This is a genomic window from Arthrobacter sp. 135MFCol5.1, assembly GCF_000374865.1.
GTDB lineage: Bacteria > Actinomycetota > Actinomycetes > Actinomycetales > Micrococcaceae > Arthrobacter.
In genome coordinates this window covers 174,249-195,686 of record NZ_KB895453.1, presented here as the reverse complement: position 1 = coordinate 195,686, position 21,438 = coordinate 174,249, and the positions used below count along the sequence as shown (strand labels likewise).

17 protein-coding genes and 1 pseudogene are annotated in these 21,438 nt (G+C 66.9%); 5 read left to right on the top strand and 13 right to left on the bottom strand.

Annotated features, from left to right (window positions below):
* Window positions 1-122: 122 nt before the first annotated feature.
* The 3 genes from fdhA to C563_RS0104470 all read right to left on the bottom strand — a co-directional run bounded on the left by fdhA (window position 123) and on the right by C563_RS0104470 (window position 4,188).
* The gene (gene fdhA / locus C563_RS0104480) at window positions 123-1,337 is read right to left on the bottom strand and encodes a formaldehyde dehydrogenase, glutathione-independent (protein ID WP_018760839.1); all 1,215 of its coding nucleotides are present in this window, start codon (window positions 1,335-1,337) and stop codon (window positions 123-125) included.
* A gap of 137 nt (window positions 1,338-1,474) precedes the next feature.
* A complete protein-coding gene (locus C563_RS0104475; protein ID WP_018760838.1) occupies window positions 1,475-2,887 on the bottom strand; it encodes a ferredoxin reductase in 1,413 nt (470 codons plus the stop codon).
* Window positions 2,884-4,188 (bottom strand): aromatic ring-hydroxylating oxygenase subunit alpha, encoded by a 1,305-nt coding sequence (locus C563_RS0104470; protein ID WP_018760837.1) that lies wholly within the window; start codon window positions 4,186-4,188, stop codon window positions 2,884-2,886. Before C563_RS0104470 ends, C563_RS0104475 begins: the two co-directional genes overlap by 4 nt.
* A 532-nt stretch (window positions 4,189-4,720) precedes the next feature.
* Here C563_RS0104470 and C563_RS22995 point away from each other — a divergent pair.
* Window positions 4,721-5,363 (top strand): annotated as a pseudogene (locus C563_RS22995) (HNH endonuclease signature motif containing protein); the annotation flags it as partial.
* 20 nt (window positions 5,364-5,383) lie between these two features.
* On the opposite strand, the gene C563_RS0104460 reads toward C563_RS22995, so the two are convergent.
* The 3 genes from C563_RS0104460 to C563_RS0104450 all read right to left on the bottom strand — a co-directional run bounded on the left by C563_RS0104460 (window position 5,384) and on the right by C563_RS0104450 (window position 9,560).
* The gene (locus C563_RS0104460) at window positions 5,384-7,738 is read right to left on the bottom strand and encodes an FdhF/YdeP family oxidoreductase (RefSeq protein ID WP_018760835.1); all 2,355 of its coding nucleotides are present in this window, start codon (window positions 7,736-7,738) and stop codon (window positions 5,384-5,386) included.
* Window positions 7,739-7,836: 98 nt separating this feature from the next.
* Window positions 7,837-8,457 (bottom strand): MBL fold metallo-hydrolase, encoded by a 621-nt coding sequence (locus C563_RS0104455; protein WP_018760834.1) that lies wholly within the window; start codon window positions 8,455-8,457, stop codon window positions 7,837-7,839.
* Window positions 8,454-9,560, bottom strand: coding sequence for an S-(hydroxymethyl)mycothiol dehydrogenase (locus C563_RS0104450; RefSeq protein ID WP_018760833.1), 1,107 nt, complete (start codon window positions 9,558-9,560; stop codon window positions 8,454-8,456). The genes C563_RS0104455 and C563_RS0104450 overlap by 4 nt, the downstream gene beginning before the upstream one ends.
* 311 nt (window positions 9,561-9,871) lie before the next feature.
* On the opposite strand from C563_RS0104450, the gene C563_RS0104445 reads away from it, so the two are divergent.
* The 3 genes from C563_RS0104445 to purM are packed head-to-tail and all read left to right on the top strand — an operon-like array spanning window position 9,872 to window position 13,056.
* On the top strand, window positions 9,872-10,186 hold the full coding sequence (locus C563_RS0104445) for a hypothetical protein (protein ID WP_018760832.1): 315 nt from the start codon (window positions 9,872-9,874) through the stop codon (window positions 10,184-10,186).
* Between the two features lie 57 nt (window positions 10,187-10,243).
* Window positions 10,244-11,914, top strand: coding sequence for an amidophosphoribosyltransferase (gene purF, locus C563_RS0104440; RefSeq protein WP_018760831.1), 1,671 nt, complete (start codon window positions 10,244-10,246; stop codon window positions 11,912-11,914).
* On the top strand, window positions 11,911-13,056 hold the full coding sequence (gene purM, locus C563_RS0104435) for a phosphoribosylformylglycinamidine cyclo-ligase (protein WP_018760830.1): 1,146 nt from the start codon (window positions 11,911-11,913) through the stop codon (window positions 13,054-13,056). The genes purF and purM overlap by 4 nt, the downstream gene beginning before the upstream one ends.
* A gap of 49 nt (window positions 13,057-13,105) precedes the next feature.
* Here purM and C563_RS0104430 read toward each other — a convergent pair whose 3' ends face one another.
* Complete coding sequence (locus tag C563_RS0104430) at window positions 13,106-13,876, bottom strand: VOC family protein (RefSeq protein WP_026264364.1); 771 nt, start codon at window positions 13,874-13,876, stop codon at window positions 13,106-13,108.
* Window positions 13,877-14,082: 206 nt separating this feature from the next.
* Window positions 14,083-14,316: a DUF3073 domain-containing protein gene (locus C563_RS22055; protein ID WP_018760828.1), complete on the bottom strand. Its 234-nt coding sequence runs from the start codon at window positions 14,314-14,316 to the stop codon at window positions 14,083-14,085.
* Between the two features lie 272 nt (window positions 14,317-14,588).
* On the opposite strand from C563_RS22055, the gene C563_RS0104420 reads away from it, so the two are divergent.
* Complete coding sequence (locus C563_RS0104420; protein WP_018760827.1) at window positions 14,589-15,266, top strand: septum formation family protein; 678 nt, start codon at window positions 14,589-14,591, stop codon at window positions 15,264-15,266.
* A 45-nt stretch (window positions 15,267-15,311) separates the two neighbouring features.
* Here the strand turns inward: C563_RS0104420 and clpB are convergent, their stop codons facing one another.
* From clpB to C563_RS0104395, 5 genes are all read right to left on the bottom strand, one after another.
* On the bottom strand, window positions 15,312-17,954 hold the full coding sequence (gene clpB / locus C563_RS0104415) for an ATP-dependent chaperone ClpB (RefSeq protein WP_018760826.1): 2,643 nt from the start codon (window positions 17,952-17,954) through the stop codon (window positions 15,312-15,314).
* A 130-nt stretch (window positions 17,955-18,084) separates the two neighbouring features.
* On the bottom strand, window positions 18,085-19,227 hold the full coding sequence (locus C563_RS0104410; RefSeq protein ID WP_018760825.1) for a sulfate/molybdate ABC transporter ATP-binding protein: 1,143 nt from the start codon (window positions 19,225-19,227) through the stop codon (window positions 18,085-18,087).
* Window positions 19,224-20,066 (bottom strand): ABC transporter permease, encoded by an 843-nt coding sequence (locus C563_RS0104405; RefSeq protein WP_018760824.1) that lies wholly within the window; start codon window positions 20,064-20,066, stop codon window positions 19,224-19,226. Before C563_RS0104405 ends, C563_RS0104410 begins: the two co-directional genes overlap by 4 nt.
* A 52-nt stretch (window positions 20,067-20,118) precedes the next feature.
* Complete coding sequence (modA, locus tag C563_RS0104400; protein WP_018760823.1) at window positions 20,119-20,955, bottom strand: molybdate ABC transporter substrate-binding protein; 837 nt, start codon at window positions 20,953-20,955, stop codon at window positions 20,119-20,121.
* Window positions 20,952-21,362, bottom strand: a complete 411-nt coding sequence (locus tag C563_RS0104395; protein WP_018760822.1) for a TOBE domain-containing protein — start codon at window positions 21,360-21,362, stop codon at window positions 20,952-20,954. The genes modA and C563_RS0104395 overlap by 4 nt, the downstream gene beginning before the upstream one ends.
* Between the last annotated feature and the right edge of the window lie 76 nt (window positions 21,363-21,438).

Genomic DNA, 21,438 nt, shown 5'->3' with positions numbered 1-21,438 from the left:
CCACCTCTTTTGTTGCCCGCGGAGCGCGCGCTGTTCCACCCCGGCATGCCAACGGCGGCACCCCTGCTGAGCGGGGCGCCGCCGTTGGAACCTTGCCGTTCTTCACAAACGGGAACCGCGCATCAGTTGTTGAGGTAGCCGTTCGGGTCCAGGACGTACTTCGTTGCCGCGCCGGCGTCGAACTCCGCGTACCCGCGCGGGGCGTCGTCGAGCGAAATGGCCTTGGCGTTGACCGCCTTGGCGATCTGGATCCGGTCATGGAGGATGGCCATCATCAGCTGCCGGTTGTACTTCATCACCGGGCATTGGCCCGTGGTGAAGGACAGGGACTTCGCCCAACCGGTTCCCAGGGACAGGGACAGGCTGCCCTTCCGTGCGGCTTCATCCGCGGCTCCCGGGTCCCCCGTGACGTAGAGGCCGGGGATACCCACGGAGCCGCCGGCGGTGGTGAGGTCCATCAGCGAGTTCAGCACAGTGGCAGGTGCTTCCTGGGCGCCGTGGCCGTGGCCGCGTGCCTCGAAGCCGACGGCGTCGATGCCGGAGTCGACCTCCCGGACGCCGAGGATCTGCTCGATCTGGTCTGCCGGGTCGCCGTTGGCCACATTGACGGTTTCGCAGCCAAAGGACCGGGCCTGGGCCAGGCGGTCTTCGTTGAGGTCGCCCACGATCACCACCGCAGCTCCCAGCAGTTGGGCGCTGGCGGCCGCGGCAAGCCCGACGGGGCCGGCACCGGCAACGTAGACGGTGGACCCGACGCCTACGCCTGCCGTGACTGCGCCGTGGAAGCCGGTGGGGAGGATGTCGGAAAGCATGGTCAGGTCCATGATCTTTTCCAGGGCCTGGTCCCGGTCCGGGAACCGCAACAGGTTCCAATCGGCGTAGGGAACCAGGACGTATTCCGCCTGCCCACCCACCCAACCGCCCATATCGACATAGCCGTAGGCAGAGCCGGGACGGTCCGGGTTCACGTTCAGGCAGATCCCGGTCTTGCGCTCCTTGCAGTTCCGGCAGCGCCCGCAAGAGATATTGAACGGGACGGAGACGATGTCCCCCACCTTGATGAATTCGACGTCGGGTCCGGTCTCAATGACTTCGCCGGTGATTTCGTGGCCCAGGACGAGGCCGGCAGGGGCCGTCGTCCGGCCGCGGACCATGTGCTGGTCCGAGCCGCAGATGTTGGTGCTCACGGTGCGCACGATGACCCCGTGCGGCACCTTCCGGCCGACGTTGGCGGGATTGACACCGGGGCCGGCCTTCAGTTCAAACGACGGATACGGGGTATCGATGACCTCGACAACCCCGGGCTCCTTGTACGCAACGGCTTTGTTACCTGACATGGGCGTGGCTCCTATGGTTAGGGTTCAATTGCCACGGAAGGCCTGACGCCGGCTGCATCAGACCTTCCGTGTGGTTATGACTTTCACTTGCGGTAAAACGTGGGACGGCGCGCGGTGCCGGCGGCTCAGGGAAGCGGCTAAGCGTCGATCACCATGTCGGTGCGCGCGGTGGAGCAGCAGGGAAGGAACTTGCCGGCATCGATTTCCCGTTTGCGGATTCCACCCTGGTGGTTCATGTCGATCTCCCCGGACAGCTTGACCACTTTGCAGGAGCCGCACATGCCCTCCTTGCAGTTGGCGCCGATCCGGACACCGGCCCGCTGGGCCACACCCAGGATGGGTTCCTGCGGGTCGATCCGCACATTGATTCCGGTGCGCATGAAAGACAGGGTGAGGCTGCCAGTTCCCACGGTGTCGAAGCTTGACGCATCCGGGGTGGCGGCTTCGGTTGCGGCTTCGGCGGCTTCCGCGGAGGCGGCTTCCGCGGAGGCCGGGGCTGCAGCTTCCAGCGCCAGCCCCGTGGCCTGCAGGGTTCCATCCTCGTCGTAGCCGGGCTCATAGATCCCGAACGCCGCCGGCTGGCCCTCGAAGTAGTCCTCGGCGGACTCCGCGATCTCGTCGGCGATTTCCTCGGCGATGTCCGCCGCCAGGGCGAGCTCGGCCTGGTATTCGAGGAGGGTCTGCCGGTCGCCGGAGAAGAACTCCATGTAGATGGAGGTATCGTCGACGCCCACGTTCTTGAGCAGTTCAGTGGCGGTGTTCAAGTACCCCTCGGGTCCGCAGGCGTACACCTGCCGGCCGTTGGCGTCCGGCGCCACCTCGTCGATCATGGCCGCCGTCAGCCGTCCGGTGAAGCCCTCCCAGTCCTCGGGCCTGCCGCGGTCGCCCAGGGCGTAGAAGACCTTGACGCGCGAGTCCACCGACGCGATGTAGGCCAATTCCCGGTGGAAGGCGAAGCCGCCGGCTTCCGCGCCGTGGTAAAGCACCACCACATCGGCGGTTCCGGGCAACGAGTGGATGGTGCGCAGCATCGACATGATGGGGGTGATGCCTGCGCCGGCGGCCAGGAAGAGGTACCGTGCCCGCCGATCGGCGTCAGGCAGGTGGAATGCCCCGACAGGTCCCAGCATGTCCAGGACAGTTCCGGGCCTGACGTTCCCGTGCACCCACGGGGAAACCAGTCCGCCCGGGTCGCGCTTGACGGTGACGCTGAAAGTCCACGGTTCCGTGGGTGAACTGGACAGCGAGTAGCTGCGGTCCACCGGTTCCTGGTCCTCGCCGTTCACGGGGAAAGCGATATTCACGTACTGGCCCGCGCGGAACGCCAGGGGCGCACCGTCGCAGCGGCGGAAGACGAAGGTCATCATGCCGCCGGCTTCGGGAACGGTTTCGACGCATTCGGCCATGAACTCCTGCGGATGCCACGGGCCCAGCGCCTTGGCTGCACTGGCCGGGCCTTCCATGCTGCCCATCACCCTGTTCCACGGCATTTCAAGGCCGCGGATGCGCTGTGGTTCCCGGACCGGCGCCTGAGTGAGGACGTCAATCATGCCAAGTGCTCCTGCACGCGCTGGACGTACCAATTGATGAAGGCCTCCACCTGGTATTCGCTCTTCATGTAAGGGCCGGGCTCGTACGCGGGGCTGGCAGCACCCTGCTGGCACAGCTCAACGAACGCCTTGTCCTGCAGGTTGGTCTGCTTCCAGGTGTAGGTGAGCTTTTCGAGGTCGTAGTCAACGCCTTCCTCGGCGTCGTCAGCCACCAGCCAGGTGGTGCGGACCAAGGACTGGTGCTCGTTGATGGGGAAAACCCCGAACGTGATGACGTGGTCACCCAGGAAGTGGAACCAGCTGTTGGGCTGCAAGTGCATCGAGCAGCGGCCCAGGCGGAAGTCCCGAAGGTCGCCGAGCAGCTTCTTGGAGAGCCTGCGGCCGTCTGCGGAGAACGATTCGCCTTCGCCGTCCAGGGATTCGCGCGAGATGCGGATACCGGCAATGCGGGTGTCGAGTTCCTCCACCACCTCGTAGGGCAGGCCGTAGCGGCGGCACCGCTCCTCGAGGGAGGACTGGGCTTCCTTGTTGCGGTCCCATACTTCCTCGAGGTGGGTCGGGATCAGACCCTCGGTCAGGCCCCACGTGGGGAACAGCGAGCAGGCGAGTTCCGGGTGCCCGTCGCAGTGGTAGCACTCACGGTTGTTCTCCATGACGAGCTTCCAGTTGCCTTCTTCGATGATGTTCTGCTGGTAGGCAATCTTGGTCTTGGACAGGTCGTGGGGCGCGAGGTAGGGCTCGAAAATCTTGGCGGTTTCGTCGAAGTCTGCGGGTGGCTCGTCAGCAATGCAGACGAAAATGAGCCCGGCAACCTCGCGGCTGTGGGCGCGCTTGAGGGCAAAGCAGTTCTTGTCGAACTTGGCTTCGCCGGGGGCGGATGCGTGGATCAGGTTGCCCTCGGGGGAGTACGTCCAGGAGTGGTAGCCGCAGACCAGGTTTCCGGTGGAACCGGCGGCTTCGGTCAGGACGCGGGCACCGCGGTGGCGGCAGACGTTGTGCAGGACATTGACGCCGCCCTCGTCGGTGCGCAGCACGATCAGGGAGTAGGGTCCGTAGTCGACCGTGATGTAGTCGCCCGGCTCCGGCAACTCGGCAACGCTGCCGGCAAAGATCCAGTGCTGGCCGAAGATGGCTTCCATGTCGAGCTTGAAGATTGTCGGGTCAGTGTAGAACGGGGCATCAAGGGAGTAGCCGGTGCGCCGCAAAGCAAACAACTCGGTAATTTCGGCCAGCTGCTCGGCAGGCAATGTTGAGGCGAGCTTTCCGCGTGCGCTGAGGGGCGCATTCACTGAGGTAGTCATGTGTTTCCTCCCGATAGGGCTGGGCATGGGGCGATTTGGGGGTGGATACGGAGCAGGTGGGGCACAAGGGGTGTTCAAGACGTTCTGTCAACGAATGTGGGGAGGTTCATCAGCAACAGAAGCGACAACTCCGGAATGAAACTGAAGCGCCTAACGCAACAACGATCACCATATGCAACAGTGTGACTCCAGCCACGCTCACTGTCAATCAATTTCGGATATGACGAAAAAGCATGGTCGATGCCACGGAGGACTGCCATCCCCGAACGTAAAGAATCCCGGACCGGAACCCATGTTTAGCTGCCCCCCACTGCCGGGGAGAGGCCCGGCAGTCGTCTGGATGTCGTACCCCCTTGTCATGATGGGTTATGGGGAAATCGGCGGTGGTGAGGGCGTTTGGGGAGATCCGGGCTGCCCTGGCTGTGCTGAATGCCGAGGTGGACGGGTCGGTTTGGAGCCGTTTTCTGCGGCCGATCCGTTGGCTGGTGTGGCGGCTGGTTGCCTGGACATTCTGGCCGGTGCCCGGGAGGTCGAGGCCGCACTGGCGGGGTGGAACCGGCTCACGGCGACCGCCCGTAGCCTGCAGGGCCCCGGCGAGGGCAGGACCTGACCCAGCTCCGGGCCGACACCTTCGCCGACGCGATCCTCACCAACGGCACCGGCGCCGGCGACACCCGTGCAAGCGGCAGCGGCGGTTTGGCCGAGGGTGCAAGTGGCAGCTCCACCGAACGTGTGGGTGCAGGCGGCAGCTCCAGCGAACGTGTGGGCGCTGTCCGGGACCGTGTGCCGTCGCCGGTCCGGGCGCAGGTGCTGGTGACGGTTCCGGTGTTTTCGCTGCTGGGCCTGACGGACGAGCCGGCGGTACTGGACGGGTATGGGCCGATTCCGCCGTCCATGGCACGCCAACTTGTCGCAAACGGGGCGGGATCGTTTTACCGGGTGTTGGTGGATCCGCGGGCCCTGGACAACGATGCCGATCACATCCTCGCCGGGCCAAGGGCGGCACCACCGGAATCACCAACCTGGGACAACCGTGCCCCAAACACCACAAACTCCGCCACACCACCGGATGGAAACCAACACCCGCCAGCGAAAACGAACCACCCGGCTGGACCTCACCCACAGGCCGCCATTACCAAAGCGAACACCAGGACTGGGAACCGCCACGATGGCCCGGCCTGACCGCCCCGGCGGGCTAAGCCTGCATCCCTGCCAACTCCCCTGCAGATTCCCCGGCAACCGCTGCCTCGCCCCGGTGCGGCTCGAACCTGACGAACATGGCCTTGAAGCCGGGGGTGTTGGATACGCGGGCCACGTTTTCTTTGTGGACCAGTGCGTTCGCTTCGGGGAAGTACGCGGCCGCGCAGCCCTTGGCGGTGGGGTACGCCACCAGGCGGAACTTGTCTGCCCGGCGGTCCACGCCCTGGAAGGTGCTGACGACGTCCACGAGTTCCCGGTCCTGGAATCCTTGCTCGGCGAGGTCCTCAGGGTGGATGAGGATCACGCGGCGGCCGCCGGAGATGCCGCGGTAGCGGTCGTCCAGGCCGTAGAAGGTGGTGTTGTACTGGTCGTGGCTGCGGATGGTCTGCAGCACCAGGTGGCCGGGTGGCGGACTGAGGTATTCGAGCGGGCTGACCGTGAACCGGCCGCGGCCGATGTCGGTGGCGAAGGAGCGGGTGTCGCGCGGCGGGTTGGGGAGCACGAACCCGTTCTTGGTCCGGACCCGGGCGTTGAAGTCCTCGAAGCCGGGCAGGACCCGGGCGATATGGTCGCGGATCACGTCGTAGTCCTCGGCCATTGCCTTCCAGTCCACTGGGTGGTCCGGGCCAAAGGTGGCCTCCGCCATCCGTGCCACGATGACGGGCTCAGCCAGCAGGTGCTCGGAGACTGGGGTGAGGCGGCCTTGGGTGGAGTGGACCACGGACATCGAGTCCTCCACGGAGAGGAACTGTGCGCCGTTGGGATGCTTGTCGTCCTTGTCGGTGCGGCCCAAGGTGGGCAGGATCAGTGACGTGCGGCCGTGCACCACGTGCGAGCGGTTGGGTTTGGTGCTGATGTGCACGGTCAGCCCGATACGCTGCATGCCCGCTTCCAGGGCCTCGGTGTCAGAGCAGGCGAGCGAGAAATTCCCGCCCATGGACACGAACACGTCCACCTCGTCCCGTTCGAATGCCTCCATCGACTCCACGGCGTCGTAGCCGTGGTGCCGCGGAGACGTGATGCCGAACTCTGCGTCCAAGGCCTGCAGGAGCCACTCCTTGGGTTTCTCCCAGATGCCCATGGTCCGGTCGCCCTGGACGTTCGAGTGCCCGCGGACAGGGCAGGCGCCGGCGCCGGGCTTGCCGAAATTGCCCTGCAGCAGCAGGACGTTGACCATTTCCTTGATGGTGTCCACCGAATGCGGCTGCTGCGTCACGCCCAGCGCCCAGCAGAAGATCGAGGCCTTGGACGCCTCCAGCATCGCCGCGACCTTTTCGATCTGGCCCCGGGTGAGGCCGGTGGCCTTCTCGGTTTCATCCCAGTCCAAGGTGCGCCGGGCGTCGCGGTAGGCATCGAACCCGTCCGTCTGGGCGGCAATAAAGGAATGGTCGACGACGGTCCCCGGGTTGGCTGCCTCGGCCTCCAGCAGCAGGTGGCCGAGCGCCTGGAACAGCGCCAAGTCCCCGCCCACCTTGATCTGCAAGTACTCATCGGCCAACGGCGTCCCGCCGCCCACCACCCCGGAAACGGTCTGCGGGTCCTTGAAGTTGAACAGGCCGGCCTCGGGCAGCGGGTTCACGGCCACCACCTTGCCGCCCTTGTCCTTGCACTCCTTCAACGCGGACAGCATCCGTGGATGGTTGGTGCCGGGGTTCTGGCCCACCACGAAGATCAGTTCGGCGTCGTGGATGTCATCCAGGGACACCGTGCCCTTGCCAATGCCGATGGTCGGGTTCAAAGCCGAGCCGGAGGACTCGTGGCACATGTTGGAGCAGTCGGGGAGGTTGTTGGTGCCCAGGGACCGTGCGAAGAGCTGGTACAGGAACGCGGTCTCGTTCGCCGTGCGGCCGGAGGTGTAGAAGACGCAGCGGTCAGGGGTGGTCGCCCGGAGATGTTCGCCGATCAGCTCGAACGCGTCGGCCCACGAGATCGGCGAGTAATGCGTCTCCCCTTCGCGGATCACCACCGGCTCGCTCAACCGGCCCTGGTTGCCCAGCCAGTACTCGGTCTTCTCCGAGAGCTCGGCGATGGAGTGTTGGGCCCAGAACTCCGCTCCGACGGTACGCAGGGTGTTCTCCTCGGCCACCGCCTTGGCGCCGTTCTCGCAGAACTCGGCTGCTTTGCGCTTCTTGTCCGATTCCGGCCACGCGCAGCCGGGGCAGTCGAAACCGCCCCGCTGGTTCAGCCGCAGCAGCGACTGTGCCGTCCGGGCCACACCCGCCTGCGCCACCGCACGCTCAAGCGCAACCATGACGGCCTTGACCCCGGCCGCCTCCGTTTTGGGCTTGTGGACCGAAAGATCGTCCTCATTGATGTCCCGAACGGGGGCGGGCTGCTTACCGAACTTCATCGTTCCAACGTCCTTACCGGCTTGTGCTGATTGATCGCCGGCGGAGGCGCGCCGGAACCTCCCGGCGCGCCTCCGCCGGGCGCTTTCCTGACTTCTGGTTACTGCGGAACCTTCGCCAGCGTTTCCTGCTCGGCGGCGATGGTGGTGTCCTCGCCATGGCCGGTGCGGACCACAGTGTCGGCGGGCAGTGTCAGCAGCCGTTCACGGATGGACGCCAGGATGGTGGGGTAGTCGCTGTAGGACCGCCCGGTGGCACCCGGGCCGCCGTTGAACAGGGTGTCGCCGGTGAACACCGTTCCCTCGCTTTCCAGGTAGAAGCAAGTGGACCCGGGCGAGTGTCCCGGAGTGTGGATCGCACGCAGGGCCGCCCCGCCCACCTCGAATACGTCACCGTCGGAGTGGAAGCGGTCCGGTTTTGCGTCCGGGTATACCTGCTCCCAGAGCACCAGGTCCTCCTGGTTCAGCAGGATCGGTGCCTCCAGGGCGTCCGCCACCTCACGCGCGGCACCGATGTGGTCGTTGTGCGCGTGGGTGAGCAGGATGGCCTTCACCTTCCGGCTGCGGACCTGGTTGATGATCGCCGCTGCGTCGTGCGGCGCATCGATGATGATGCATTCCTCGTCATTGCCCACGATCCAGACGTTGTTGTCAACGTCCCAGGTGCCGCCGTCGAGCGAAAAAGTTCCCGAGGTGACCAGGTTCTCGATGGTGACGCTCATGCGGACGCCCCGGCAGGCTGGACCTCGACGACGGAGCGCAGCACCTTGCCCCCATGCATCCGCTCGAAGGCCTCTTCCACCTGGTCGATCGTGATGCGCTCGGACACGAACGCGTCCAGGTCCAGGTTTCCCTGCTTGTAGTGCGAGACGAGCATGGGGAAGTCGCGGGAGGGCAGGCAGTCGCCGTACCAGGAGGACTTCAGCGATCCGCCGCGGCCAAAGACGTCCAGCAGCGGCAGTTCAAGCGTCATCTCCGGCGTCGGAACACCCACCAGCACCACGCGGCCGGCAAGGTCGCGGGCGTAGAAGGCCTGCTTGTACGTTTCGGGCCGGCCGACGGCGTCTATCACCACGTCCGCCCCGTGGCCTCCGGTGAGGGCCCGGATGGCTTCCACGGCGTCCTCCTGCTTGGAGTTGACCCCGTGGGTTGCACCGAGGGACCTGGCCATCCCGATCTTGTTGTCGTCGATGTCCACGGCGATGATCGTCGTCGCCCCCGCGAGCTTCGCGCCCGCGATCGCGGCAATCCCCACGCCGCCGCAGCCAATCACTGCCACGGACTCGCCACGCTTGACCTCCCCGGTGTTGATCGCGGCACCGATGCCTGCCATCACGCCGCAGCCCAGCAGGCCCACCGCGGCAGCATCAACCTCCGGGTCCACCTTGGTGCACTGCCCGGCTGCCACCAGGGTCTTTTCCGCGAAAGCACCGATGCCCAGGGCAGGCGAAAGCTCGGTGCCGTCCTCAAGGGTCATCTTCTGCGTGGCGTTGTGCGTATTGAAGCAGTATTGCGGCTGGCCCTTGGCACACGCACGGCACTCCCCACAGACCGCGCGCCAGTTCAGGATCACCCGGTCGCCCGGGGCCACCTGGGTCACATCGGGGCCAACGGCACTGACAACCCCGGTGGCCTCGTGCCCGAGCAGGTAAGGGAAGTCATCACCGATACCGCCCTGCTTGTAGTGCAGATCCGTGTGGCAGACACCGCAGGTCAGGATGTCCACCAGCGCCTCCCCCGGCCCGGGATCCGGGACCAGGATGGTCTCCAACGACACAGGGGCGTTCTTCTCCCGGACAACAACTGCTTGAACTTTGTGAACCATGGTTCTTGTGTTCCTTTCCTGGATCCGCCCGGATCCGTGAGTCGGCACCAACTGCCAATCTAACTGACAGGCCCGGACCGGGGACCACGGCGCCTCACCGTTCGAAGCGCAATGAGTTGCATAATAAACAACAGCATGCACATAGTGCCTACAGCAGAATATGGCAGCGACAAGACTCCATGTCAATAGATATATCAGTCTCCGAGCAGTTGCCTACCAGTGTGCCACTCCCGCCTCTCCGGGCCGGGAGCGCCAGGCATCCCCAGACACCCGTTTCCCGGAGCAAAACAGTGGGCAGTAGGCTGGATGGCATGTCTTTTGAAGAAACCCCCGCCGAGCGGCGCGAGGTTACCGTCCGCCGGGCACCCAAGTACGTTCCCTTCCTGGTGGTCGGAGCGCTGCTGGGAGCCGTCGCTGCCGCGGTGGTGGCGTACGGGGTGCCGGGGGACACCACCTTCGACCCCGGTGCGGTGTTCGGTTTCTTCCTGGTGATGTTCGCGGCCGCAGGGGCCATCCTGGGCGCCGGGCTGGCCCTCGTGCTGGACCGCCGCAGCGTGAAGCGCCAGCAGCGGGCGGTGGTGGAAGCCGTGCCGGATTCCGAACCGGATACCGACCCCCAGGCCTAGCAGGTCACAATCGGGCAGCCGGAAAAGTCCTACCCCATATCGTGCGATAATCGATCAGTGGCACGCGGCGATGGAAAACTTTCCCATGATCTTCTCCCCGGCGAAAAAGGCCCGCAGGACGCTTGCGGCGTCTTCGGCGTTTGGGCACCAGGCGAAGAAGTAGCAAAACTTACCTATTACGGGCTGTATGCACTGCAGCACCGCGGTCAGGAGTCGGCTGGCATAGCCACCAGCGACGGCAAACGGATCAACGTCTACAAGGACATGGGACTCGTCTCCCAGGTCTTCGACGAGACCACCCTGAACACCCTGACCGGGCACCTGGCCGTGGGCCACTGCCGCTACTCCACCACCGGCGCCAGCCACTGGGCCAACGCGCAGCCCACCCTCGGCGCCACCTCCACCGGCACGGTTGCCCTGGCACACAACGGCAACCTGACCAACACCGCCGAGCTCAACGCCATGATCAACGAACGCAACGGCGGCCAGCTCACCGGCGAAATGAAGCAGGGCAACACCTCCGACACCGCCCTGGTCACCGCTTTGCTTGAAGGCGAGCCGGGCAAGACCCTCGAAGAAACCGCCACGGAACTCCTGCCCAAGATCAAGGGCGGCTTCTGCTTCGTCTTCATGGACGAAGGAACCCTCTACGCCGCACGCGACACCTACGGGATCCGTCCGCTGGTCCTCGGCCGGCTGGAGCGCGGCTGGGTGGTGGCCTCCGAGCAGTCCGCCCTGGCCACCGTCGGCGCCAGCTTCATCCGGGAGATCGAGCCGGGCGAGTTCATTGCCATCGACGAGGACGGCGTGCGGTCCAAGCGGTTCGCGGAGCCGACGCCGGCCGGTTGCGTTTTCGAATACGTCTACCTCGCCCGCCCGGACGCCGCCATCGCCGGCCGCTCCGTCTACGAGTCCCGCGTGGAGATGGGCCGCCAGCTGGCCCGGGAAAACACGCAGCAGGCGGACATCGTCATTCCCGTACCGGAATCCGGTACCCCCGCCGCCGTCGGCTACGCCGAGGAATCCGGCATCCCCTTTGCGCACGGTTTCGTCAAGAACTCCTACGTGGGCCGCACGTTCATCCAGCCCTCGCAGACCCTGCGCCAGCTCGGCATCCGCCTCAAGCTCAACGCCCTCGAGTCCGTGATCCGCGGCAAGCGGGTTGTGGTGGTGGATGACTCGATCGTCCGCGGCAACACCCAGCGCGCCATTGTGCGGATGCTCCGGGAAGCCGGCGCCGCAGCCGTCCACGTCAAAATCTCCTCCCCGCCGGTGCAGTGGCCCTGCTTCTACGGCATCGATTTCGCCTCACGCGCGGAACTCATCGCCAACGGCGCCACCATCGAGGAAATCTCCCAGGCCATCGGTGCGGACTCACTGGCCTACATCTCCGAGGACGGCATGATCGGGGCCACCCGGCAGCCCCGCGAACGGCTCTGCACCGCCTGCTTCACCGGCAAGTACCCCATCAAGCTGCCGGACGCCGACAAGTTGGGCAAGAACCTGCTGGAGCGCACCGACCTTGGCGGCCTCAAGCCGTCCCCGGCCGCGCTTCCCGGCGAGACGGTCGCCCTGGCCGTTGATGCCGCGGAGGACCCGGCTGAGAAAGCCGGCGCCACCGGCTGCGATCCCGGACCGGACGCCGAATTCGAAAACCTGCTGACCGAAGCCGACCTCGTGCCCGACGTACACGCCGCCACCAGCGCCGACAAGAAGGACTCCGTATGACTTCCGCCAACACCGCCGCAGAAAACTCCGGCATCACCTACGCCTCCGCCGGCGTGGACGTTGAAGCCGGGGACCGCGCCGTCGAGCTCATGAAGGATGCCGTCAAGGCAACCCACAACTCCTCGGTGATCGGCGGGGTGGGCGGCTTCGCCGGCCTCTATGACGTCTCCAGGCTCCTGACCTACAAGAAGCCGCTGCTGGCCACCTCCACGGACGGCGTCGGCACCAAGGTGGCCATCGCCCAGGCCATGGACATCCACGACACCATCGGCTTCGACCTGGTAGGCATGGTGGTGGACGACATCGTGGTGGTCGGCGCCGAGCCGCTGTACATGACCGACTACATCGCCTGCGGCAAGGTGGTCCCCGAACGCATCGCGGACATCGTGCGCGGCATCGCCGCAGCCTGCTCCGTGGCCGGCACTGCCCTGGTGGGCGGCGAGACCGCCGAGCACCCGGGCCTGCTGGGCGAACATGAATACGACGTCGCTGGCGCCGCCACCGGCGTCGTGGAAGCCGACGCCCTCCTCGGCCCGGACCGCGTCCGCGCCGGCGACGTGGTGATCGGCATGGCCTCCTCCGGCCTGCACTCAAACGGCTACTCGCTGGTCCGCCGCGTCATCAACCACGCCGGCTGGGCACTGGACCGCCAGGTATCCGAACTGGGGCGCACGCTGGGCGAGGAACTCCTTGAGCCCACCCGCGTCTACGCAGCCGATTGCCTGGACCTGGCCCGCACCTTCCCGGTCAGCGCCGGCGCCGCCGTCCACGGCTTCAGCCACGTCACCGGCGGCGGCCTGGCCGCCAACCTGGCCCGGGTCCTCCCGCAGGGCCTGGTGGCAACGGTGGACCGCGCCACCTGGGAACTGCCCGCGATCTTCAAGCTCGTGTCCGAACTGGGAAATGTCCCGCTGCCCGACCTCGAGCGCACCCTGAACCTCGGCGTGGGGATGGTGGCCATCGTGTCCCCCGACGCCGCCGACGCCGCAGTGGCGCGCCTGAACGACCGGGGCCTGCCGTCCTGGATCATGGGCGCGGTCACGGAGGACTCGGATGCCATTTCCAAGTCCGGCCCCGATTACGTCCAGGGCGCCAAGGGCGTGGATGGCGGCGCCGTCCGCATGGCCAACGCCTACGCCTAGAGCCACCAACCATTGGGGTCCCGCACCGCACGGTGGGGACCCCATGGTCTTAACTGACCTGGATGAGGCTGAGGATGCCGCCCTGCGGGTCCCGGATGGTGGTCAGTGAACCGTCAGCGGCATGCTCGTCCGGCTCAACGATGATTTCTCCCCCGGCCTGGACCGTTGCCGCCGCCGCAGCACGGACGTCCGCGGCGCCAAAGTAGACCTGCCAGGCTGCGTCCCCGCCTTCTTCGGCAGGAACGACGCCGGCCACCTCGGCACCGTCGACAAGCAGCGTACTGTAGCTGCCGCCGTCGTCCTGGGGATATTCGGTGACCTCGTGCCCGAACAGCTGCTGGAAGAAGCCCACCGCGGCCTGCGGCCCGGGCGTGGACAGTTCGGCCCAGGCCAGCGCCCCCGGCTCGTTGAAGAGATGGCTCCCGTAATGGGTTCCGGCCTGCCAGATCCCGGTGGTGCCGCCGCCGGGCGGGGCGAGGAACGCCAGCACGCCGGTAGCGCCCACCTGCTCCGGCCCGAACTGGACGGTCCCGCCGGCAAAAGCGGCATCGTCAAGGAGCGTTGTGGCGTCCGACGCCGCGAAATAGATGTTCCACCGGGCCGGCGTGCCGGGCGGCTGCAGGGGGCCCTGCGGCGCGATGGTGGCGACCAACCGGCCGTTCATGAAGGCCTGCGCGTAACTGCGGCCGTCCGGAGTAGGAAAGTCCTGGTAGGTCCAGCCGAACACCCTGGCGTAGAAGTCCTTGGCGGCGGCGACATCGGGGGTCTGCAAATCCGCCCAGCAGGGCTCGCCATTGGCGTAAGTCGTCCGAACAGTCATCCGGTCAGGGTACCAACGCGGGAAAGCCCGCTGCCACCGGGTATCCCGGAAAGCAGCGGGCTTCCTCATGTCAGCGGTCACCCGAAAACGGGTACTAAAAAGGAGGTCCTGTGCCATCCCAACGCTGCGGGAAGGCACCTGCGGAGCTTGTAGCGCGTAGCTGCGGTACGGCCTGGAAATCCGGGGCCACGGCGGCTTTACGACAACTAGCCGATGCGACGGCTGTCAACCTCGTCGTCATCGTCATCCAAATCATCCGCGTACTTATCCACATAAGCCGAATAGTCCGGCTCGACCGGTTCATTCGAGTAATGGCTCGTTGAACGACTGCCTGGGCCCGTCAGCTCACGCTGAAGTGCCGAGTAATCAGTGTTCGGGGAGTAGTACTTGATGTCCCGAGCCTGCTTGGTAGCTTTTGCCTTTTGACGGCCGCGCCCCATGGCGTGACCCCCTTTTGTACTTGGACCGGAGGTGGTCACCTTGGCGATCGGTGAGGCCCCGGAATGTTTGGTCAATTTGTCGTACACCTAGATTACATGCTTTCGGCTGCCCCTGCTTGCCGCCCAGGGCCCCGGGACGGGGCGTGGGGTACCATGATGCACTTCGAGCCGCAGGAACACGGGATTTTTCTTCGCTAGAGTCACTTAAGAAGTGGCTGTTTCGCCCGGCCGTTGGCGAGCCGCGGCACACAAACCCAGGAGGATGCGCACCCGTGAACCACCAGGACATCCCACCCAAGCCTGCCTCGCCGCCGCGCACCGGCAGCCTGCCGGCGGCCCCACGCGGGGGCAGCGGTTCGGCGCCCGCCCCGGAAGATGTGACCTGGTCCCAGCGGGTCCCGGATCCCCCGCAGCGCCGGGCAGCCAACAGGGCCGCCTCCTGGAAGGTGTTCCTCATCGTCGTGATCGCGGCCGTCGCCGGCTCACTGACATGGCTTGCCGTGTGGTTGAACTCATCCTCCGGCGCGGAGAAGTCCGCGGCCGACGCGCCCGGAGTGCTGGAGACCACCGCCACCGCGCCGGCCACTCCCCAGCCGCTTCCACGCAACGGGGTGGCACCTGCCGCTTATGCGGTGGGCGACTGCTTCAAGGACTTCGATCCGGAAGCCCTGGCGTCCACCGTCGTCGCCTGCGATACCGGCCATTCGGCACAGCTGGTGGCAACATACCGCTACCCCGCCGGAGCCGCCTACCCGGGGGCTGATCCACTGAAAGCCAAGGCCCTGGAGGCATGCCAGGCGGCCACCCTCGGTCCGGCAGCCAACCAGTTCCACCTCAACTACCAGCGCAGCTTCCCCAGCAGCACCAGCTGGGATTCGGGCGACCGCCGGGTGGACTGCTACGTCACGGCCGATTCCGGCAACGTGATCACCGCCAGCGTGCTGCCCTGACGATCCGTCCGTCTAGGCAGCACGCCTGGGGCGTGAGTTTGGCCGCTAGTATTTCCGCCGAACGGACAAACCCGAGCTGGGGGCGCCTGTCAGCGTGTCCACCGCGCCCTCGGTCAGTTCGCCAAGGTCCGCCGCGGTATCAACCAGGACGGTGTCGCCGTCGCTGATATCCCCGGCCAGGATGGCCTTGGCCAGCCGGTCGCCGATCTCGCGCTGCACCAGCCGGCGCAGCGGGCGGGCACCGTACGCCGGATCGTAACCGGACAGGGCCAGCCACGCCTTGGCGCCGTCGGTGACCTCGAGGGTGAGCCGGCGTTCGTAGAGCCGGCGGCCCAGTTCGGCCACGTGCAACTCCACGATGTGGGCGAGCTCCTCCACCGTGAGGGCATCGAACAGGACCACTTCGTCGAGCCGGTTAAGGAACTCGGGCTTGAAGGACGCGTTGACGGTGGCCATGACGGCATGGCGCTTGGCTTCGGGGTCCAGGGTCTGGTCCACCAGGAACTGGCTGCCCAGGTTGGAGGTCAGCACCAGGATGACGTTCCGGAAGTCCACGGTGCGGCCCTGGCCGTCGGTGAGGCGGCCGTCGTCGAGCACCTGCAGGAGGATATCGAACACCTCGGGGTGCGCCTTCTCCACCTCGTCCAGCAGCACCACGGAGTACGGGCGGCGGCGGACCGCCTCGGTGAGCTGTCCGCCTTCCTCATAGCCGACGTAGCCCGGAGGCGCTCCGACCAGCCGGGCCACGCTGTGCTTCTCGCCGTACTCGGACATGTCGATGCGCACCATGGCGCGTTCGTCGTCGAACAGGAAGTCCGCCAGGGCCTTGGCGAGTTCGGTCTTGCCCACGCCGGTGGGGCCGAGGAACAGGAAGGAGCCGGTGGGGCGGTTGGGATCGCTGATTCCGGCGCGGGCGCGGCGGACGGCGTCGGAGACGGCAGCCACGGCCTTGGACTGGCCGATCAGCCGCCTGCCCAGCTCCTGCTCCATGTGGAGCAGCTTCTGGCTTTCGCCCTGGAGCATCCGGCCGGCGGGAATACCGGTCCAGGCCGAGATGACTTCGGCAATGTCCTCCGCCGTCACTTCCTCAGCCACCATCTGCGCCGGTTTGTCCGTCACGGCGGCCTCCGCCTCGGCAGCGGCGTTCAGCTCGCGTTCAAGCGCCGGAATTTCCCCGTACAGGATCCGCGATGCGGTCTCCAGGTCACCCTCACGCTGGGCCTTGTCCGCTGCGGAGCGCAACTCATCCAGCTTGGCCTTCAGGTCGCCCACCCGGTTGAGCCCGGCCTTCTCGGCCTCCCACCGCGCGTTCAGCGCCGAGAGTTCCTCTTCCTTGTCCGCCTTGTCGGCACGGAGCGCGGCGAGCCGTTCCACCGAAGCGGCATCGGTCTCGCCCTCCAGCGCAAGCTCCTCCATGGTGAGCCGGTCCACCTGGCGACGCAGCTGGTCGATTTCCTCCGGAGCGGAGTCGATCTCCATGCGCAGCCGGGACGCGGCTTCGTCCACCAGGTCGATTGCCTTGTCCGGCAGCTGGCGGCCCGAAATGTAGCGGTTGGACAGGGTTGCGGCGGCCACCAGGGCGGAGTCCGCGATGGACACCTTGTGGTGCGCCTCGTAGCGCTCCTTGAGACCGCGGAGGATGCCGATGGTGTCCTCCACGCTGGGTTCGCCGACGTAGACCTGCTGGAAGCGGCGTTCCAGGGCGGCATCCTTTTCGATGTTTTCGCGGTATTCGTCCAGTGTGGTGGCGCCGATCAGGCGCAGTTCGCCACGGGCCAGCATGGGCTTGAGCATGTTGCCCGCATCCATGGAGGAATCGCCGGTGGCCCCGGCGCCCACCACCGTGTGGATCTCGTCGATGAAGGTGACGATCTGGCCCTCGGAGCCCTTGATCTCCTCAAGGACAGCCTTGAGCCGCTCCTCGAACTCACCACGGTACTTCGCGCCGGCCACCATGGACCCGAGGTCCAGGGAGATGAGCGTCTTGCCGCGCAGGCTTTCGGGGACGTCGCCCGCCACCATCCGCTGGGCCAGCCCTTCCACCACTGCAGTCTTTCCGACGCCGGGTTCGCCGATCAGTACCGGGTTGTTCTTGGTCCGCCGGGACAAGACCTGGACCACGCGCCGGATCTCGGAGTCGCGGCCAATCACCGGGTCAAGCTTCCCGGCCCGGGCCATGGCAGTGAGGTCCGTTCCGTATTTTTCGAGGGCCTGGAAAGTGTTTTCGGGGTCGGGGCTGTCCACTTTGCGGTCCCCCCGGACCCCGGGCAAGGCCGCAAGGAGTGCCTCACGGGAGGCGCCGGCGTCGCGGAGCAGCCGGGCGGCGGCGTCGTTGCCGGCCGAGAGGCCCAGCAGCAGCACCTCGGTGGACACGAAGCTGTCGCCCAGCCGGTCCGCCTCCTCTTTCGCATTCTGGATGGCCTGCAGGGCGGGCCTGCTCAGCTGCGCCTGCTGGCTGGAGCCCCCCGACGTGGCGGGCAGGGCCTTGATGGCGCTGCTGGCCTGGACGCTGACGGCGTCGGGATCGGCACCGGTGGCGCGGAGGAGCGCGACGGCGACACCCTCCCGCTGGTCCATCAGCGCCTTGAGCAGGTGGGCCGGCTCCACTTGGGGGTTGCCGGCGGTGGAGGCATTCATTGCCGCAGCGGAAAGAGCCTCCTGGCTCTTGGTGGTGAATTTGACGTCCAAAGAGGGCTCCTTTCGGGGGCTTGATAACTAAGTTGAGTGTACTACGCTCAACTTTTTAGGACGAGGTTCTTAAGCCATGTTTGCCCACGGCGAAACCGCTGTCCAGAGCCGGAGGTCCCGCCACACCGCGCTAGGTCCCGTAGACGGAAACTGCGGCTGCTTTGACCACGAAGTGCACGGCCAGCCCCGGCACCAGGCCCAGGTCCGCGGACGCGGCCGGCGTGATGTCGGCGGCCAGGCCTCCGGCCCGGACGCGGATCTGGTCGCCGTGCGGCTCAAGGTCGCTGATGGTAACGGCGAAGGAATTGCGGGGGCTGCCGTGCGCATCGGTGAGGAACACGGAAACGGCCGACGGCGGGAACACGGCCACCCCGGGGCTCCCGGACCCGGCCACCGGGGCGGGTTCCCCGGACCTGCCCGGCTGCCCGGGCGCCGCCGGCTGCGCGCCCGGCTTTCCGGGCGCCGCCTGCTGCCCGTCGGCTTCCGGATCCCCGCCATGGCCGGCGATCCGCAGGCCTTCCTCCGTGCGCACGGCGGCCCCGTCCAACGTTCCGGGGACGAAGTTCAGCCCGGCCAGGCTGGCCGCAAAGGCACTGCGCGGGCGTTCCAGCACCTCCCGGGTTGGACCGTCCTCGGCAATCCTGCCGTCCTCCAGGATGACCACCCTGTCCGCGAGGATCAGCGCATCAAGGACATCATGGGTGACGATGATGGCCTGCCGCCCCGCGAGGACGCGCTTGAACAGTCGACGCAACAACGGGGCTGAGTGGATGTCGAGGGCAGCGAGGGGCTCGTCCAGCAGGAGGAGCGAGGGATCCGCGGCAAGCGCGCGTGCCACGGCAACGCGCTGGGCCTGGCCGCCGGAGAGTTCGCCGGGCCGGCGACCGGCCAGGGCTTCAGCTTCAACGTCAGCCAGCCAGCCCAGGGCACGCTGCCGGGCTTCCCGTTTGGGAATGCCGGCACTGCGGGGCCCAAAAGAGACATTGTCCACCGCGCTCAGGTGCGGAAAGAGCAAGGGTTCCTGGGCGAGCAGGGCGGTTCTGCGATGGTGCGGCGGCACCCAGGTGCGGTTGCCGCCGTCGAGGTCGAACAGGGTCTTTCCGTTGAGTTCCGCCCTGCCGCTGTCCGGCCGCAACAGCCCGGCAATACTGGAGAGCAGGGTGGACTTCCCGGCGCCGTTGGGCCCCATCACGGCGACGGTTTCACCGGGCCCCACCGTCAGGGACACGTCGAATCCACGCCCGGCCACGGCTGCCTGGAAGGACAACGTCACTTGCTGTTCCCTCCTGCCGGTACCGGCGTCGTCGGCCGTTTTCCTGCTCCACTGCGCGCTGCGGGCCGGCGGTACGCGAGCGCCACCACCGCCACGGCGACGGCCACCAGCACCAGCGACAGGGCGACGGCCGCGTCCGGGTCTGTTTCCCGCTGCAGGTAGATTTCCAGCGGCAGGGTGCGGGTCACCCCCTGCAGGCTGCCTGCAAACGTCAGTGTGGCACCGAACTCACCCAGGCTGCGGGCGAACGAGAGGACAGCGCCTGAAGCGAGGCCGGGCAGGACCAGGGGAAGCGTGACCCGCCGGAAGACGGTGCCCGGGCGCGCGCCGAGGGTGGCGGCCACGGCCTCATAGCGGGAGCCTGAGGTGCGCACGGCCCCCTCCAGGCTGACCACCAGGAAGGGCAGCGCCACGAACGTCTGGGCCAGGACCACGGCGGTGGTGGAGAAAGCAATCTGCAGGCCCAGCATGTCGAAGGCCCGCCCCAGCAGGCCCTGGCGGCCGAACGTATAAAGCAGCGCGATGCCGCCCACCACGGGCGGAAGCACCAGCGGCAGGAGCACCAGCGAACGCAGCAGCCCCTGCAGCCGGAAAGAATCCCGGGCGAGGACCAGCGCCAACGGGACACCCAGCACAATGCACAGCAGCGTGCTGGCCGCGGAGGTCCGCAGGCTCAGTCCCAGCGCCGTCAGGGACGAGTCCGAGGTCACGAGCGGAATAAACCGGGTCCAGTCCACCCGCAGCACCATGGCGAGCAGCGGGAGCAGCACGACGACGGCGGCAACAACAGCCAGTGCGCGGACCCAGCCGGGAACGCCGGAATAGCCTTGCCCCACCACTTTGGTACCTTTCGTGTATGCCTCCCTCAGCGAGGTCCGCTGAGGAAGACCTCTATTGTCCACCGGGTCCAAATCCCGCCCCGGCCAGGACCTTTTGCCCTTCCGCGCCGGTCACCAGCGCAATGAAGGCCTGCGCGGCCGCCGTGTTCCGGCCACTGGCCATGCCGGCGATGGGGTAGGTATTCACGGCGCCCTGCGACTCCGGAAATTCGATGCCCGCCACCTTGGCGCCGGCCGCCCGGACGTCCGTGCCGTACACCAGGCCCGCGTCGGCCTCCCCGGAGGCGACCTTGCCCAGAACGTCGGTGACGGCATTTTCCTCGCTGACGGGAGCCAGCGTAATCCCTGCCGTGCCCGCCACCTTTGCCGCCGCGGCCCCGCACGGGACCTGCTTGGCGCAGACCACCAGCTTGACGCCCGGCCGCGCCAAGTCCTTCAGCGCCGCAATGCCGGCCGGATTGCCCGGTGGAACCGCGATGGCCAGGGTGTTGGTGGCGAAGTTGCGGGGTGTGCCGTCGACCAGGCCGGCGTCCTGCAGCTTCTTCATGTTGGCCGTGTCCGCCGAGGCAAAGACGTCCGCGGGTGCGCCCTGGTTGATCTGGCCGGCAAGGTCCGAGGATCCCGCGAAGCTCAACGTGACTGTGGTTCCGGGATTCCCTGCTTCGAAGGTGCGCGCCATTTCGGTGAAGGTGGCCTTGAGGGAGGCTGCCGCGAAGACCGTGATGGTTCCTGTTGGCGCACCGGAGCCTGCGCCCGCAGCGGAAGTGGTGCCCGCGGCCGGTCCGCCTGCCGGCGCGCAGCCGGAGAGGACGGCCAGTAAGAGTACCGCCAGCGGGAGGACGGCAGCCCGGACGGTGGGGCCGGCGGGGCGGACAGCTTGCCTGCTCATGCGGTGGGCCGGCCTTTCGGGGATTCGATGATGACTGTTGTTGCCTTGACCACGGCGGTGGCGACGGCACCGGGCTCCAGCCCAAGATCGCGCACGGCTTCGCTGCTCATGAGGGACACCACCCGGAAAGGCCCGCACTGCAGCTCCACCTGGGCCATGACCTTGTCGGCGACGACGTTCGTGACGAGGCCGACGAACCGGTTTCGGGCCGAACTGCCGCCGCGTTGCGGATCATCCGGGAGCTGGGCCAGCTTCCGGGCATGCGTGGCGAGCTCCAGTCCGTCGACGGCCAGCCGGCCGGACTCGTCGCGGAACGGCGTCAGTGTTCCGTGATCGGTCCACCGGCGGACGGTGTCGTCGCTCACGCCCAGGAATCGGGCGGCTTCTGAAACGCGGATAAGGGCCATGCGGCAATCCTAATCCGCAAATGCAACCGTCGGGACGTCTTTACTGCGCAAATGAGGAATGCGACTGGAGCGCCGG